This window comes from Sphingomonas sp. IC4-52, from assembly GCF_020707225.1.
GTDB lineage: Bacteria > Pseudomonadota > Alphaproteobacteria > Sphingomonadales > Sphingomonadaceae > Sphingomonas.
This window is the reverse complement of record NZ_JAJFEU010000001.1, coordinates 352769-367922: the sequence shown is the minus strand read 5'-3', so window position 1 is coordinate 367922 and position 15154 is coordinate 352769. Positions and strand designations below refer to the sequence as shown.

The window sequence follows — 15154 nt, the reverse complement described above, 5'->3', positions numbered from 1 at the left end:
ACTATTGCAAGACACGGGAGGGAAGTAAGATGCTGAGCCTACTGACTGCCTGCGAGGACCGATTGCGGCCTCAAGGCACTGCGACGCAGGCGCCCACAACCGCGGCAAGGGGTATGAGCGCGAGGACGAGAGGCACAATCTGCTTCATGATTGAAATCCTGGAGACATATTCGAGCAAAGAATGCTGAGCGCCGACGAAAGTTTCCGACCGAGCAGCGCCGCGACTTTCGAGGGTATCGATCAACGCCAAGCGCCCCACCACAACCATGCGTTCGGAAATCGACCAAAACGCGCCGCGGCTGCGACGCCGCGATGTCCCAACACTGCGGACCTCTCACAGGGCCGGCGGCTTATTCGAACCAGTGCGGCAGCGGATCTGCACAGGCGACGTGGAGCATTCGTTATTTCCGGCCGAACAGCTTTTCGATTTGCTCCAGCGGCATTTTCACCCAGGTGGGCCGCCCGTGATTGCATTGACCGGAGTGCGGCGTCACTTCCATCTCCCGGAGCAAAGCATTCATCTCGGTGATCGACAGAACACGCCCTGCCCTGACTGAACCGTGACAGGCCATGGTTCCTGCCACCGCGTCCAGACGCTCACGCAGAGACAAGGTTTCGTCGTAGGCGGTCAGCTCATCGGCAAGATCGCGAACCAGTCCGCTCGGATCACCGCTGCCGAGCAATGCAGGTGTGGCGCGAACCAGCATGGCGCGAGGGCCAAATCGCTCCAGCTCGAGCCCGAGCTCCGCCAATTCCTCGATCCTGGTTTCCAGCCGATCGCAATTCGGCTCGTCCAGTTCCACGACCTCGGGGATCAGCAATGCCTGCGCCGCCACCTTGCCGCCTGCCAGCGCTGCCCGCATGCGTTCCAGCACCAACCGCTCATGTGCGGCGTGCTGATCGACGATGACGAGACCGTCTTCCGCTTCAGCGACAATGTAGGTCTTGGCGACCTGCCCCCGAGCCACGCCAAGCGGATGAACACGCGATTCCGGCGGGGACGCGACAGCTGCCTCTCCCCGTGCTTGCGGCGGTGGCGCAAAGAAGGTCGGCCGCTGGTCGCGCAGCAGGCTGGCGCGGGAGATGTAGTCAACTGCCTGCGCCCCCCTCGCGATCTGATCTTGCACCAACGGCGCGACTTCGCTGTAGGCTGGCGCGTCCGGACGGAACGCCGCCAGGACCTCATCAGGCGCACGGTGCGCTACCCGGTGGCCCGCCTCATCCAGGGCGCGCCGTAAGCCAGAAACGATCAGCCCGCGCACCATGGCCGGGTCACGAAAACGCACCTCTGTTTTCGCGGGATGGACGTTCACATCGACTTGATCCGAGGGCAGATCAATGAACAGCGCCACAACCGCATGTCGATCGCGCGGCATCATCTCGGCATAGGCGCCACGGATGGCGCCGATTAGCAATCGATCCTTGACCGGTCGGCCGTTCACGAAAAGATATTGGTGGTCCGCAACGCCGCGGTGAAAGGTCGGCAATCCAGCCACCCCGCCGAGCACCACGGCCTCCCGCGTCATGTCTATCGCGACGCTATTCTCTTTCAGCGCTCGGTCGGTCAGCGCCGCTACGCGTCCCGGCCGGTCCTCGGGCTGAAGCGCCGCCAGCACTCGGCGACCATCATGCTCCACGGTAAAGATCACGTCCGGGCGCGACATCGCCAGCCGTCGCACCACGTCGAGGCACGCCGCATATTCGCTGCGTCCAGATCGCAGGAATTTGCGTCGCGCAGGAACCCGTTCGAACAAGCCTTCGACAACCACGCGCGTCCCGGGCGGCAAGGCAGCAGGCCCCTCTGAAACAAGGGCACCATTGTCGACGACACGGCACCAGCCGTCCGCGCCTCTTACCCGGCTCTCCAGCGTCAGCCTGGCGACGCTGGCGATGGAGGGAAGCGCTTCACCGCGAAATCCCATAGTGGCAACGCGATCGATGTCATCGCTGGGCAGCTTCGACGTGGCATGGCGCTCCAGGGCGAGAGCCATGTCCTGCGGGGTCATTCCACAGCCGTCATCCGCGACTTCGACGCGGCCGATCCCCCCGTCCGAAAGACGCACGGCGACACGCGTCGCACCGGCGTCGATGGCGTTCTCAACCAGTTCCTTCAACGCGCTGGCTGGTCTTTCCACCACTTCACCGGCAGCGATACGATTGATGAGATGTTCGGGCAGGCGGCGTATTGACACAGCCACGCCCCTAGCCCAATCGACGCCCTCCCGCGACCCCGAGATAACAGCAATCAGCGCCCAAGAAGCGGCTTGCGGCCGTGGCCGCGGGATGAATGGTGCAAGTCGCGTCTGCGACTCGGGGACGGAATCTAGCTCAACATGGCCTTCTCGCGTTTCTTCAAATTCATGTCGCATGACATGGCCATCGACCTCGGGACCGCGAACACCGTGGTCTATCTGCGCGGCCGCGGAATCGTACTGAACGAGCCATCCGTGGTCGCCGTGGAGACGATCAACGGTATCAAGAAGGTGAAGGCGGTCGGCGAAGACGCCAAGCTGATGATGGGCAAGACGCCTGGCAATATCGAGGCGATCCGCCCGCTCAGGGATGGCGTGATTGCCGACATCGACGTCGCCGAGCAGATGATCAAGAGCTTCATCTACAAGGTGCACGGACAGCGCAAGTTCATGCGCTGGCCGGAGATCGTGATCTGCGTTCCCTCGGGTTCGACCAAGGTGGAGCGCCGCGCGATCCGCGACGCGGCCTCGAACGCCGGGGCCAGCCGCGTGTGGCTGATCGAGGAAACCATGGCCGCCGCGATCGGCGCCGACATGCCCGTGACGGAGCCGATCGGCAGCATGGTCGTGGACATAGGCGGCGGCACTACGGAAGTTGCGGTGCTGTCGCTGCGTGGCCTCGCCTATACCACCAGCGTCCGCGTCGGTGGCGACAAGATGGACGAGGCGATCGTCAGCTACGTTCGCCGCAACCACAATCTGCTGATTGGTGAAGCAACGGCCGAGCGGATCAAGCAGGAGGTCGGCATCGCCAAGCCGCCAGTCGATGGGGTGGGCGTGACGATCCACATCAAGGGACGTGATCTGGTGAATGGCGTGCCCAAGGAGATCCAGATCAATCAGGGCCAGATCGCCGAAGCATTGAGTGAACCAGTGGCGACGATCGTCGAAGGCGTTCGTGTGGCACTGGAGAATACGGCTCCAGAACTGGCCGCCGATATCGTCGATCAGGGTATCGTGCTGACTGGCGGCGGCGCCCTGTTGCAGGGGCTGGACGAGGTTCTCCGCGATGAAACGGGCCTTCCCGTTACCGTCGCTGAGGAGCCGCTGACCTGCGTGGCGCTGGGAACCGGCCGAGCGCTGGAAGATCCCATGTACCGCGGCGTGCTTCAGAACGGCTGATCGAAGAAGGGCTTAGCGCATGGTGGCGTCGCGGGACCGACGCCCGGGATTCTCGCGGCGGGCGCAATATTCGCTCTTCTTGAGCTACATCCTGGCAGTCGCGGGGGCGCTGATCGGGGCGGTTCTGCTTGTTCTGTCGCAGTTCAATCCGCCCGCCTTTGCTGCGCTGCGCTCTACTGCCACGGAACTCACCGCGCCGGTCTCCTCCGGGCTGTCCGGCGTGATCCGCAGCGTCGCCGCCGTTCCGCAAACGATCTCAACATACTTCCGCGTTCACGGCGAGAATGAAGCTCTGCGGGCGGAGGTCGCCCGCACGCGCGATGCCCTGATGCAAGCGCGCATCATCGTACGGGATAATCGGCGCCTGCGCGCTCTGCTGCAGTTGCGAGACGTAACGCCGAACCCGATCGTAACTGCCCGCATCGTGAGTTCGAGCGCCACGAGCACCCGGCGCTTCGGCATCCTCAACGCGGGGCGCTGGCAGGGCGTGCGTCCCGGTATGCCGGTACGCGGTCCAGATGGGTTGATCGGGCGGGTCGTCGAAACCGGTCCCAACACGGCACGCGTGCTGCTCACCACTGATCCCGAAAGCGTGGTGCCGGTTCGCCGCATCGGGGACGGGCTTCCGGCGCTCGCGGCGGGGCGCGGTGACGGGCTGATGGACATTCGCTCCGTGGGAACCACCAATGCCCGCCTGCAACCAGGTGACCGCTTCGTCACTTCCGGGACAGGTGGACTTTATACGCCCGGAGTTCTCGTCGGGCGTGTCCTGAAGCCGGGTTCCGACAGTGCTTTGGCCCTGCCGTTCGCCCACCCTGACACCTTCGATTTCGTCATCGTCAGCGCACCTTTTCTTCCGCCGCCTCCGCCATCACCCGTTCCGCCGCCGGTGCCCGGCACCACGCCGCCTGCTGCAGGCGCAAAGCGGTGACGCCGAGCTCCAAACCCTTCGGGCCGGCCCTACCGCATACGCGGGCCCGCGCACTGCCGTGGATCACCGTCATGGGAGGGTCACTGGTCACCATCTTTCCCGTCGCGGCGACGTTGCCGCTGCTTCCGCCGTTTGGCCTCCTGATGCTGCTGGCGTGGCGCTTGCTGGCTCCGCTGGCGTTGCGTCGCTGGGCGCCTGCGTTACTTGGCCTGTTCGACGATTGTCTGAGCGGCCAGCCGTTGGGAAGCGCCACGCTCCTGTGGACCCTGTCCTTCTTCATGATCGATCTCTTTGATCAGCGCACCATCTTCCGTGCCTTCGCGCAGGACTGGCTTATCGCCTCGGCCGCAATCGCAATTTGCCTGGTCGGCGGGCGATTGTTTGCAACGCCTCTCGGCGGGCACGTGGATTCCGTGCTAGTCGCGCAGATCGCAGTGTCCATTCTCCTCTTCCCCTTCGCCGCGCGGATTGTCGCGTGGGTTGATCGCCGGCGCGTCGTTGAATGAACCGTTCAACCCGGATCGCTACGGAAGCACAGCAAGGCTACACCTTCTCCCGTCGTGCCTGGCTGCTCGGCGCCGCACAGGTCGGCGTCGGCACCTTGCTCGCCGGCCGCATGGGTTGGCTCGCGATTGCGGAGAACGAACGCTACAATCTCCTGAGTGAGAGTAACCGGGTAAACATGACGCTGATCCCGCCACGGCGGGGCTGGCTCGTGGATCGTCATGGGCATCCAATTGCGGACAATCGCACCGATTTTCGCGTCGATCTGATTCCCGATCGCATCGTTGATGAAGAGCGGACTCTGGCCGCATTGCGCGACCTCCTCGCTCTTACGGACGAGGACATGCTGCGGATCAGGACGGACCTGAAGCGGGCCGCTGGATTTCAACCGGTGAAGGTGGCGGAGAATGTCGGCTGGGAGCGGTTCGCGGCCGTTCAGGTGCGTCAGCCCGAGCTCCCGGGCGTCGCGCCGACCCGCGGCTTTGCACGAAACTATCCCGCTGGCGCGGCGGTAGCCCACCTGACCGGCTATGTCGGCAGCGCGTCGGCGGAACAGTACAAGCAAACCCGCGATCCGCTGCTCGTCACTCCGGGCTTCAAACTCGGCAAGGATGGTCTTGAAAAGACACTGGAAACCGATCTGCGCGGAAAGCCAGGTGCGAAGCGTATCGAGGTGACGGCCCGCGGCAAGCTGGTCGCCGAACTGGCGACTCGCCCCGACACCCCGGGCAAGACCCAGCGGCTGACAATTGACGCCGGGCTGCAGGAATATGCCGCCCGCCGGCTCGGCACCAACTCCGGCTCGGCCGTGGTGTTCGACTGTCTCACGGGCGAGATGCTGTGCATGGTCTCCATGCCGGCCTATGATCCGAACAGCTTTTCCGACGGTATCAGCCACCTAGAGTGGAAGATGCTTTCGGCCGACGATCACGTTCCTTTGATGAACAAGGTGACCCAAGGGCTCTATCCGCCCGGCTCGACCGTGAAGCCGATGAACGGCCTTGCGCTGCTTGAGGCGGGCGTAGACCCGAACGAGCGGGTGTTCTGCGGTGGCGCGCTCCGTGTCGGCAGCGGGCTGTTCCATTGTCACAAGCGCCGCGGCCACGGTGCCATCGACCTGCGCGGCGCCATCGCCCAGAGCTGCGACATCTACTTCTACGAGATGGTCCGCCGCCTCGGCTATGATCGCGTGGCCCCAGTCGCTCGCGCAGTCGGGCTGGGAGAAAAATACGACCTGCCCTTCGCCACTCAGCGCTACGGCACTGTACCCGATAGCGCGTGGAAAGAGCGCAAGTACAAGACGAAGTGGACCGTGGCGGATTCGTTGAATGCCTCCATCGGCCAAGGCTACGTGCTGGCCAATCCGATGCAGTTAGCCGTGATGGCGATGCGGATTGGCTCCGGCCGTATGCTTCAGCCCAGCCTGTTGATGGACAAGGTCCGCCCCGACGCCCCCGCCCTTCCGTTCAGCGCGGAAAACCTGCGCATCGTTCGAGAAGGCATGTGGCAAGTGGTGAATGGCGGCGGCACCGGCGGCGCTTCGCGCCTGTACATCCCCGGCATTGATCTGGCGGCAAAGACCGGCACGGCCCAGGTGCGGCGTATCACCATGGCAGAACGACGCTCGGGTGTGCTCAGCAACGCGCAACTGCCGTTCAAGCTGCGCGACCATGCCCTGTTCATCTGCTTCGCACCCGCGGACAATCCGCGCTACGCTGCCGGTATCGTGTTGGAACACAATGGCCATACCGTGCGCAACTTGGACACGCCGATGATCGGCCGTGACATCATGACGTACCTGTTCGACAAGGAAAAGGCGCTCAAGGCCCTGGCGGAAGTGGAACCGACCTGGGGCGGAGATATCCGCACCCGAATGGCGGCACAGGAAGCCGCGTACCGCGCCACCTCGGTCGCGCCAGCTCCAGCACAGGCCGTGGCGACTGAAACGGATGTTCCGGCGCCCACCCGCGCCCCCGCCGTCGAGCAGGCCACGGACGCGTCCAACGCCGCGCAAGAGGCGACCGTAAGCGACATTGCCAATGGCGCAGGTCCCGCCAGCGTCGGCACTACTGAACCATCAGACCCGCAGTGATCGGCTCCTCCATCGTCCCCGCGCCCGTCGCGCGTCTGCCGTGGCGGATGCTGTTTCTTGTCATCGGCATCGCCGTCTTTGGTCTTGTTGTGCTGTATTCCGCGGCAGGCGGGAGCCTTCGTCCCTGGGCAATGGCGCAAGGTATTCGGTTCGTCGTCTTCCTGTTTGGGGCGCTGATCATCGCGCGGGTCCGGGAAGATGTCTGGCGACAGGCGGCGCTGCCCGGATATGTGTTGATCGTCGTCCTGCTTGTTGCGGTGGAGCTTCTGGGCGCCGTACGTGGCGGTAGCCAGAGATGGCTCGACCTGGGCTTCATCCGTCTGCAACCCTCTGAACTGATGAAGCCGGCGATCGTGCTGGCCTGCGCGCGCTTCTACGAGATGCTGCCGCCTAACGAGACTCGCCGATTCGGAGGCATCTGGCCGGCAGCGATGCTCATTGGCTTACCGGCGGCTCTGGTGATGCTTCAGCCCGATCTGGGAACCGCGCTGATGATCGTGGCCGGCGGCCTCACGGTCATGTTCCTGGCGGGCGTGCCATTGCGTCTGTTCGTCGGGGGCGCCCTCGCCTTCGCGGTCGCGGCTCCGCTGGCCGTCAACTTCCTCTTGCATGAGTATCAACGCAATCGCGTGCTGATCTTCATGGATCCGGAAAGCGACCCGCTCGGCACCGGCTATCACATCAGCCAGTCGAAGATCGCCATTGGGTCAGGAGGCATCACTGGCAAGGGCTTCCTGAACGGCACCCAAAGCCATCTCGATTATCTCCCGGAAGGGCACACCGATTTCGTCTTTGCCACCATGGCTGAGGAATGGGGCGTCCTTGGCGGCCTCTTCATCATCGTGGCTTATCTGATGGTGATCCGCTGGGGCGTGAATGTCGGCCTGCAGGCGCAGAGCCGGTTTGCCAAGCTGACGGCCGCCGGCCTTGCCACCACGATCTTCTTCTACGTGGCGATCAACCTCGCGATGGTGATGGGGCTCGCCCCCGTGGTAGGCATTCCCTTGCCGCTGGTCAGCTTCGGTGGATCCGCTCAGATGACGGTCTTCCTGTGTCTGGGCATCCTCATGTCGATCGACCGGAGCAATCGCGGCGAAAAAAATTGGTGAATTCGCGAAAAAGGGTTTGCGCTGCACAAAAGCGGTGCTAATGGCGCGCCTCCCGATCGGGGCAGCCGCCCAACACGATCACGGACGCATAGCTCAGTTGGTAGAGCAGCTGACTCTTAATCAGCGGGTCCTTGGTTCGAGCCCAAGTGCGTCCACCACCCTCCTTCGCAGAAAACAGCCATTTTCTTCGAAGGGTGCGGTGCGTCTATTCGACATGTTCCGATCCGCTTTCCGACAAATCGGCGCCTAGCGCGGTGACATGAGCCCGGCGAGCAACGGCTATCTCTCGAGCCTTGTCCGCAGTTGCCTTGTTGTAGATTCGCGTGACGTCGAGCGTGGCGTGACCGGAGATCGGTCGCACGTCGGCGCTGACTGATCCCACCTCGGTGATGCCGCCATGCCGGAAGCCCGTGAACGTCATTGTCTTGGGCAGCCCCGCCTTCTCGCAGATCGCGCGGTGAACAGAGGAGACGCGGCGCTCCTTGTACTTTTTACCGCTACGCTCCTCGACCACGATCACGTCCGCAGTCCGTGGCGTGCGCGCGAGCTCATCCTCAAGGTCGGGGTAAAGGCGAATGGATTCGCCTGCGACCTCGATCGTGAGCGGCAGCACCACAGCGTTACCGGTCTTCGACTGCACCAACGCGATCTGCTTGCCAGGCTCATACCCTGCCCATTCGATCCCGCGCCGCTCCTCGCCCTCAGCGTCCTCGAAGCCAAAGGCGTCCCAGACACGCTGGCAGCACTCGAACGACAGCGCAGCGGCTGTGGCCATGGATTGGAACCCCATCTCACGCGCCGTCGCCCTGTAGAGGTCATACTCGGCACGGGTGGTCGCGCGGTTGCCCTTCGCTGCCGTGCTCTTCAACCCCATGCCCGCGAAGGGGTTCTCCTTCACGCCGGTGGCCCGATGGTGACGCGCCGCCCACGTCCACACTAGGCGACAGACCTGCATGGCATAGGTCGCCTGGCGTTCGCCGCGCTCGCGCAGCTTGCGATAGAGCTTGTCAGCAACCCCGGCATCCACCTTGTTCGCCATCCGCTGCCCAAGCGGCGGAGAGCCGGCCTTCGTCTCGAACGCGGCCAGCATGTCCATGAGCTTGCGATAGTCGTTGCGCGTTTTGGCGACGTTCTTCTTGAATCGCTCTTGGTCCCGATACCAGGCGAAGAGCCATCCAACCGTGCCTTTAACCAGGTTGGCACCGCCCTCGCCCGTCCGCCACTGTGTCAGAGCCTCGTTGAGCGCCTCTGCCTTCGTGATGGCGGCCGCAAGATCGGTTCCTAGCGCTGTGTTGACGAGCGTATGCCGGCGGCCGTCCCGCGCAGCTGCGACCAGCTTTCCGTCTTCATCACGAGCGGGCCGCGCCCAGGGCGGCAGCTCCCAGTAGTAGGCGACCTCGCCGCTGGCGCGCTTGGTGGCCCGCACATAGGCTGGCAGACGCACCCATCCTCTTGGCCGCGTCATCAATCGAACTCTATCGCATCATCGCTGTCAGCGCCGCCGAACAGCGTGGCGAGCGCGGCGTCGAGATCCGCACGCGCCGTGATGGCCGCGCCACGCGGACCGCGTTGACGGAACCGCACAAGGCCGCGCCGCTCCCACTCCCGCATTTGGCCTTCAGCGACCCCGGTGTATGCAAGCGCCGTCTCGCGGTTCATCCCCGCGGGCCAATCGGGCAGGCGTGCAAGCGCCAGACCCATCAGCGACACTCCCCCATCTTGTACCGTCGCCAGTAGCTGTCCCAACGCGTAGCGGCGCCAGCGGCGATCAGAGCGCAGGTGAGGCTTCGGCCATCCGGCAACGTGCAGCGGGCAACGATCCGCTTCCACGAGCGATCGGCCGGCCGGCAGTTGATCCCTCTACCCAAGACCAACCGCTCGGCGATGCGCTTGCTCGCGCGCGCCTTCGCGTCGTCGCAGACGTAGCCAGGCTTGCGCTGGCGGCATGGCGCCGCATTCTGCCAATCTGGAGCCTGCACACCGGCGACTCGCACCTTGAGACCGTTTTCGCACCAGAGGGGTCCGTCGGCGTCGTGAACCTTCACGACCTGACAAACGAATGGAGGCGGCAAGTCAGCTGGCATTCGACTGGTCCATATTATCGGCACCGCAGAGCGGCCGTGCGCTCGGCTGATCGTACGAGGCCGCGCAAGCGGGCCTGTGCCACCTCAAACTCCTCGGCGTCGAGCATGCGGTCCGGAACGCCAGTGTGCGGGCGCGGCGCCCGCGGCTTTCGGGCCGGCTCCATCACCGCTGAACCATTTGCCCGTGCGCCGGCCTCGACAGCGCAGGGGTGAGAAAAAGACTGTCGCGGGGGGCGAGCGACCGAGGCGTCATGGTCCGCGCGTGGGATGCGCGCGGCCGGGAGAGATGGATCTGAGGCTGGCCGCGAAGGGCGAGCAGCATGCGGGCGCCGTACTGGTCGAGCGTCACAATGATCGCCCCAAGGGCGACCACGGCTGCGCAGAACCAGACGGCGAGTGCGAGGACGTTCATGCCGCGCAGCTCCTGAAGCCGCGGCGGTTCAGCCCGCGAGGCAATGTCGCCCACAGACGATCGAGATACGGGATCACCCGCTTCACGTCGCCGAACGGCGCAACGACCTTCACGAAGCCGTCAGACTGGCGGCTGATCACCGGACACTCGAAGGCGTACAGCGGTGGCAGCTGCGTGCTGGGCCACCACAGCTCCCGGGTAGTTGCCTGGCGGTACACGGTGACAATCTCGACCGCCGACTGGTCGATCTCTCGCGTTGACAGCACGGTGCGCTGCTGCGCGGTCAGCGAATCGCCCTCGACGATCGAGCCGTACCACGGGTTGGGCTTGGACGGCGTGATGAACAGCGTCTCAGGCTGACGACCGACGACCTGCCCGATGGAGACGGTCTCGCTCATCGCGCACCGGCGGCGTTGAAAGCGGCAGCGATCCGCCCGACGAATGAGCCGATAGCCTCGGGATTGCTCAGCAGCCACGCGGCGCCGAACACCATCGCGAGTACGAAGAAGAACCAGATCGCGAAGAATGCCCGCTGAGCCCGGCGCATCGATCGACGCCGCGCCTCGAACTCATCGAAGTAGCGGCGGCGGGCGCTCACCGGGTCAGCAATCCCCCGGCGGCTCATGCTGCCGACCTCAGCAGGTTGCCGGCGGCAGCGGAAACGATCGCGGTGCGGGTCGCATCTTCCAGCTTGCGCTGCGCCCCCGTTACCGCCTCATGCGCCGCGTGCAGCGACCGCTCACCTACGAGATCTGTGAAGCGCAGCGGGATGGGCAGGTCGACCATGTGGAGCGCGCGCGGCTGAAGAACCGCGCGCGCAGCCTGGTGGCCGAACTGTCCGACATCATCGCGGAATAACGAGGTTCTGAACGCCGGCCGGGCCGGCTGAGGGGTTAAATCATGGAAGACACGAACCACGCGGGGGCGGCAACAGCCGCTTCCGCGAGCGCTGACTCTTGCGCTCCGCGCACCTGCCCGGATTGCGGCAAGCCGGTTTCCAAAAGCAGCCGCTCCGGCTTGTGCCGGTCTGACCTGCTGGCGCGCCGCAACAGGGATCCTGAGCGCCGCCGGCAAATCGCCGCGGAGCGCCGTGCGCATTTCAGCCGGCCAGGCGCCCGCGAGGCGCATTCTCGAGCTGTGCGCAAGGGCATGGAGCGCCTGTCACCGGAGGAACGCAGGCGGAGGAGCGAGCGAGGCAAGATCACGGCCCGCGATGTTCTTTTCCAGCCGGAGGTGCGTGCGCGGACCATGGCTCCGGAGGTCCGCCAGCAAGCCGGTCGCGCCAAAACCGAGACGATCCTCGGCTGGTGCCCGCCGCACCTTCGGGACACCTACCGGCACCTAGTCAACCGCAAGCACATACCGGCGGCGGAAGCTCGCGCCATGATCGATGAGGAGGTCGCGAGGCAGGAGCGCGCGCGCCTGGCTGCCCTGACACCGCTTCAGCGGCAGATTGAGCGCCTGGAGAAGGGCGGCACGCTCACCGCCAAGTTCACGCCCAAGAAGGCGGAGCACGCCTTCACCCTCGGCGGCGTCGGATCGGGTCTGCTCTGATGGCCCGCACCTCACCACAGTCGTGGCGCGACCAGATGAACGCAGACCTGAGCGTCGGCGACCAGATCCGGGAGCGTGCCACCCGCGCAGCGTCGGAGGATCTGCTCCGCGCCCAGCTCACTGCCGGTCAGCACATCCTCACTCACGCCACCGCCGTCCTCGTCGGCCGCTCTGTCGGGCTCCGTGCCTGTGCGGTCCGCGCTGCCGCCGGCGATCCCACCATCACCCAAGGAGCCCAAGCATGATGGCACAAGAAACAGGGATGGTCCGACATCGGCTATCACTTCGTCGTGCTGCTCGACGGCACCATCGAGCGAGGCCGGCCGATCGGCACGGTCGGCGCACACGTCGCCGGGCACAACTCCACCACGATCGGGATCTGCTACATCGGCGGGGTGGCGGCTGATGGGAGGGCGCCGAAGGACACCCGCACGCCCGCGCAGAAGGCGGCGCTGCTGCAGCTGCTCGGCGAGTTGAAGCGCCGCTATCCGAAGGCTGACGTGCGCGGGCACCGCGATTTTCCGAAGGTGGCAAAGGCCTGCCCGTCGTTCGACGCCAAGCGCGAGTATGCTGGGCTGTGACGCCGTCGACCGCGAAGAAGCTCGGCGTGTCGCTGGTGACGATCGTCGTTGCGATCGTGGTTCTCGGTCTGGCCGTCTTCGCGCTCGGCCGGCTTTGGCCGCGCCGCGACCCGCTCCCGACCGAGATCGCCCGCAAGGACGAGAAGGCGGCAGCGGCCAGCGCGCAGGCGATCGGCGTCGACGTCGACGGCCGCAACCGCAAAGCCTCCATCAACATCGACCTGGTCACGAAGGATATCCGAGATGCGTTTCACGCCATCCCTGCCGTTCCGGTGCCTGCTAACGGCGAGCCTCGCCCTCTCCCTCCCGCTCCTGTCGAGCGCGTGCGCGACCGCCTCAACGAAAGCATCGCGCGTGCGAACCGAGCGGCCGGCGCTGCCGACGCGCCCGACTGATCTGACAAGGACGGAACGGCTAAAGCCGTTGACGGCCACCCCACGTGCGGGGGATGACGTCACGATCAGCCGGAGCGTCCTGGAGGAGGTTTATGAGCGCCTCGCCGAAGCGGTTGGCGCGGTGGAGCGCGGGAACAACCGGATCATCGGCAACGATCGCTACTGGACCTGCGTCGAGGCGATCTGGCAAACAGGCAAGACGCAGGTCGGCTGCCGGTAAGCCGGATAGTCGCAGCGCCGCTCTTGTCGAACTTAGAAAGTGACCGAACGGGCTTTTCAAACCGGCCTGCTACTCGCTGAATCAACGAGGGGGCGGGTTCTGAGTAGGTGTAGGTTTCGGGGTCGCAGTGGGGGTCTGCTTCGGAGTTGAGCTCGGGAATGGCTTAGCCCAATCCGGAGTTTTGGTTGTCGAATGGACCCGCGGATCTCTGGGCGGTCCCTTGTCCATTGTGGACTGGTTCGGCTGACCAACCCGTCGGACGTCGGTGGTCGATTGAGCTGCTGCAGCAGCAGCCACCGTCATCAGCCCGATAGCAGCGGAACTCGTCCAGATTGCCTTAAGCATCGACTTACTCCCAGCATGGAGAAGCTAAACTTACTAAGGTCCGCGAGCCGTCGACAGACTGAACAAGTATCTAGTGGAAAGCCCGTGCAATCGTCCTTACGCGACAACTTGCGCCAGTGAGCTTTTGCGCGACCTAGCAAATCAGAGGAGAGTCGCAATCTGCAACCGCTACCGCATGACGGCCAAGCAGGCTGAACTCGCTGCGCGCTACGGCATCGTCTCGCCCTACCCTGAAGATCTGACGGTACCGCCGCCCGAATTGTTCCCGGACAAGCCCGCCTATGTCGTGCGCGGGCAGGATGGCGCCCGCATGCTGGACGCGATGTCCTGGGGCTTTCCACATAAGGTGCCGGGCAAGCGGATCGACAAGGCGACGGGCAAGCCGGTACTGCTCGACAAGAAGGTGACGAACGTCCGGAACTACACGTCGCCGTTTTGGAAGAGCGCCCTGCAGAACCCGGAGCGGCGGTGCCTGGTCCCGTTCACCGCCTTCAGCGAGTACGGACAGTCCCGCGGTGAAGACGGCAAGCTGCCGCTCCACTGGTTCGACGTGCCGAGCCGGCCGATCGTCAGCTTCGCGGGGATCTGGCGCCCGGCTGACGGCGGTGCCGTGTTCGCCTTCCTGACGACAGAGCCGAACAGCCTAGTCGCTCCGATCCACCCGAAGGCGATGCCGGTGCTGCTGCATGACGAGGATGAGGAGCGTTGGCTCCGGGCGCCCTGGGCGGAAGCGATGGAGTTGGTGGCGCCCTACCCCGCCCAGCTGATGCGAGTTGACGGCTAATCAGCCACGCCGGGAGGAACGACGTCTTCCTCGCCGAGCAGATGCACCACGAGCTTTACATCGGCGCCGGTGAGCCCGCTGGCCTCGTCGATCACATCGTCATCGTTCCACGATTGGCTGAACTGGCGTAGGCGCTCCATCGAATCGTGCAGGTCCATCGCGTGCATCCCCATTCGAGAGGTCCGCACTGGTAACGCGCGGATCGCAGCTGGGCTGCAAACCTACCGCATGGGGCCGTTCGGCTTGACGTCGTCCTGGGCTGGCACGCCGCTGCCGCCTTCCAGATCGGCGTAGCGGATCGGCGGCGGCGGCGGACTGTCGGACAGGATCTCAAGCTTACCGAGCTTGTCGCTGATCATTGTCGCGCCCAGCAGACGAGCCCGGAGCTGCTCAGTTGGCCGATGGTCTGCCAGACCTCGGAGGATCGACTTTGGCCAACCACGGATCGCCGCTTGGATGCGGTTGATCAGTTCGTCTCGATCAACCTGCCTCATTTCGCCACCTGGAACTTTGCCCACCGCGGATCGACACCACCGAGCTCCGCCTCCGGCACACCAAAAAACCGACACAGCGTTTCGCGATCGCCGTCCTCCAGCTGGTCAGGCCGCCCCTCTCGGACATAGCGCCGCAGGTACGTGCGCGGCCGGCCGATCATCGCGGCCAAGTCACCGAGCCCCGTTCGGTGCTGTTTGGAAAGAGCGCGCAGGCGCTCGCGCGGTTCGTGAATAGTCATCAGCGCTCCCATGATTCGAGCGCGCCAGATAGTGAA

22 protein-coding genes and 1 tRNA gene are annotated in these 15154 nt (G+C 64.8%); 13 read left to right on the top strand and 10 right to left on the bottom strand.

What is annotated here, in order from left to right; genetic code table 11:
* Nucleotides 1-401 precede the first annotated feature (401 nt).
* The gene (gene mutL, locus LK535_RS01725; RefSeq protein ID WP_227771035.1) at nucleotides 402-2192 is read right to left on the bottom strand and encodes a DNA mismatch repair endonuclease MutL; all 1791 of its coding nucleotides are present in this window, start codon (nucleotides 2190-2192) and stop codon (nucleotides 402-404) included.
* A 141-nt stretch (nucleotides 2193-2333) separates the two neighbouring features.
* Between mutL and LK535_RS01720 the strand changes: the two genes are divergently transcribed.
* From LK535_RS01720 to LK535_RS01695, 6 genes are all read left to right on the top strand, one after another.
* Nucleotides 2334-3374 carry a rod shape-determining protein gene (locus LK535_RS01720; RefSeq protein ID WP_066782297.1) on the top strand — a complete coding sequence of 347 codons (1041 nt, stop codon included), beginning with the start codon at nucleotides 2334-2336 and terminating at the stop codon, nucleotides 3372-3374.
* Between the two features lie 19 nt (nucleotides 3375-3393).
* The gene (gene mreC, locus LK535_RS01715) at nucleotides 3394-4305 is read left to right on the top strand and encodes a rod shape-determining protein MreC (protein ID WP_227770171.1); all 912 of its coding nucleotides are present in this window, start codon (nucleotides 3394-3396) and stop codon (nucleotides 4303-4305) included.
* 71 nt (nucleotides 4306-4376) lie between these two features.
* Nucleotides 4377-4811 carry a rod shape-determining protein MreD gene (mreD, locus tag LK535_RS01710; protein WP_227770170.1) on the top strand — a complete coding sequence of 145 codons (435 nt, stop codon included), beginning with the start codon at nucleotides 4377-4379 and terminating at the stop codon, nucleotides 4809-4811.
* Entirely contained in the window at nucleotides 4808-6901 is a 2094-nt protein-coding gene (gene mrdA / locus LK535_RS01705; RefSeq protein WP_227770169.1) for a penicillin-binding protein 2, read from the top strand. The genes mreD and mrdA overlap by 4 nt, the downstream gene beginning before the upstream one ends.
* Before the next feature lie 47 nt (nucleotides 6902-6948).
* Nucleotides 6949-8010 (top strand): rod shape-determining protein RodA, encoded by a 1062-nt coding sequence (rodA, locus tag LK535_RS01700; protein ID WP_265334012.1) that lies wholly within the window; start codon nucleotides 6949-6951, stop codon nucleotides 8008-8010.
* A gap of 82 nt (nucleotides 8011-8092) precedes the next feature.
* Nucleotides 8093-8168, top strand: a tRNA-Lys gene (locus tag LK535_RS01695).
* Between the two features lie 47 nt (nucleotides 8169-8215).
* Here the strand turns inward: LK535_RS01695 and LK535_RS01690 are convergent.
* The 6 genes from LK535_RS01690 to LK535_RS01665 all read right to left on the bottom strand — a co-directional run bounded on the left by LK535_RS01690 (nucleotide 8216) and on the right by LK535_RS01665 (nucleotide 11131).
* On the bottom strand, nucleotides 8216-9454 hold the full coding sequence (locus LK535_RS01690) for a hypothetical protein (protein WP_227770167.1): 1239 nt from the start codon (nucleotides 9452-9454) through the stop codon (nucleotides 8216-8218).
* A gap of 20 nt (nucleotides 9455-9474) precedes the next feature.
* The gene (locus LK535_RS01685; RefSeq protein ID WP_227770166.1) at nucleotides 9475-9711 is read right to left on the bottom strand and encodes a hypothetical protein; all 237 of its coding nucleotides are present in this window, start codon (nucleotides 9709-9711) and stop codon (nucleotides 9475-9477) included.
* Complete coding sequence (locus LK535_RS01680; protein WP_227770165.1) at nucleotides 9711-10094, bottom strand: thermonuclease family protein; 384 nt, start codon at nucleotides 10092-10094, stop codon at nucleotides 9711-9713. The genes LK535_RS01685 and LK535_RS01680 overlap by 1 nt, the downstream gene beginning before the upstream one ends.
* Before the next feature lie 163 nt (nucleotides 10095-10257).
* Nucleotides 10258-10506: a hypothetical protein gene (locus tag LK535_RS01675; RefSeq protein ID WP_227770164.1), complete on the bottom strand. Its 249-nt coding sequence runs from the start codon at nucleotides 10504-10506 to the stop codon at nucleotides 10258-10260.
* Nucleotides 10503-10904 carry a hypothetical protein gene (locus LK535_RS01670; protein ID WP_227770163.1) on the bottom strand — a complete coding sequence of 134 codons (402 nt, stop codon included), beginning with the start codon at nucleotides 10902-10904 and terminating at the stop codon, nucleotides 10503-10505. Before LK535_RS01670 ends, LK535_RS01675 begins: the two co-directional genes overlap by 4 nt.
* Entirely contained in the window at nucleotides 10901-11131 is a 231-nt protein-coding gene (locus tag LK535_RS01665) for a hypothetical protein (protein ID WP_227770162.1), read from the bottom strand. Before LK535_RS01665 ends, LK535_RS01670 begins: the two co-directional genes overlap by 4 nt.
* Nucleotides 11132-11232: 101 nt before the next feature.
* Between LK535_RS01665 and LK535_RS16720 the strand changes: the two genes are divergently transcribed.
* The 7 genes from LK535_RS16720 to LK535_RS01635 all read left to right on the top strand — a co-directional run bounded on the left by LK535_RS16720 (nucleotide 11233) and on the right by LK535_RS01635 (nucleotide 14385).
* The gene (locus LK535_RS16720) at nucleotides 11233-11364 is read left to right on the top strand and encodes a hypothetical protein (protein WP_265333965.1); all 132 of its coding nucleotides are present in this window, start codon (nucleotides 11233-11235) and stop codon (nucleotides 11362-11364) included.
* Nucleotides 11365-11655: 291 nt separating this feature from the next.
* Nucleotides 11656-12060 carry a hypothetical protein gene (locus LK535_RS01660; protein ID WP_227770161.1) on the top strand — a complete coding sequence of 135 codons (405 nt, stop codon included), beginning with the start codon at nucleotides 11656-11658 and terminating at the stop codon, nucleotides 12058-12060.
* 35 nt (nucleotides 12061-12095) lie between these two features.
* Nucleotides 12096-12305, top strand: coding sequence for a hypothetical protein (locus tag LK535_RS01655; RefSeq protein ID WP_227770160.1), 210 nt, complete (start codon nucleotides 12096-12098; stop codon nucleotides 12303-12305).
* A 27-nt stretch (nucleotides 12306-12332) separates the two neighbouring features.
* Complete coding sequence (locus LK535_RS01650; RefSeq protein WP_227771034.1) at nucleotides 12333-12641, top strand: N-acetylmuramoyl-L-alanine amidase; 309 nt, start codon at nucleotides 12333-12335, stop codon at nucleotides 12639-12641.
* Nucleotides 12642-12667: 26 nt separating this feature from the next.
* Nucleotides 12668-13036: a hypothetical protein gene (locus LK535_RS01645; RefSeq protein WP_227770159.1), complete on the top strand. Its 369-nt coding sequence runs from the start codon at nucleotides 12668-12670 to the stop codon at nucleotides 13034-13036.
* Between the two features lie 28 nt (nucleotides 13037-13064).
* The gene (locus LK535_RS01640) at nucleotides 13065-13256 is read left to right on the top strand and encodes a hypothetical protein (RefSeq protein WP_227770158.1); all 192 of its coding nucleotides are present in this window, start codon (nucleotides 13065-13067) and stop codon (nucleotides 13254-13256) included.
* Between the two features lie 469 nt (nucleotides 13257-13725).
* Entirely contained in the window at nucleotides 13726-14385 is a 660-nt protein-coding gene (locus LK535_RS01635) for an SOS response-associated peptidase family protein (RefSeq protein WP_265333964.1), read from the top strand.
* Here LK535_RS01635 and LK535_RS01630 read toward each other — a convergent pair.
* From LK535_RS01630 to LK535_RS01620, 3 genes are all read right to left on the bottom strand, one after another.
* A complete protein-coding gene (locus LK535_RS01630; protein ID WP_227770156.1) occupies nucleotides 14382-14543 on the bottom strand; it encodes a hypothetical protein in 162 nt (53 codons plus the stop codon). The two genes, LK535_RS01635 and LK535_RS01630, sit on opposite strands and share 4 nt — an antisense overlap.
* A gap of 63 nt (nucleotides 14544-14606) precedes the next feature.
* Nucleotides 14607-14744: a hypothetical protein gene (locus tag LK535_RS01625; RefSeq protein WP_227770155.1), complete on the bottom strand. Its 138-nt coding sequence runs from the start codon at nucleotides 14742-14744 to the stop codon at nucleotides 14607-14609.
* A gap of 131 nt (nucleotides 14745-14875) precedes the next feature.
* Nucleotides 14876-15118: a helix-turn-helix domain-containing protein gene (locus LK535_RS01620; protein WP_227770154.1), complete on the bottom strand. Its 243-nt coding sequence runs from the start codon at nucleotides 15116-15118 to the stop codon at nucleotides 14876-14878.
* Nucleotides 15119-15154 lie beyond the last annotated feature (36 nt).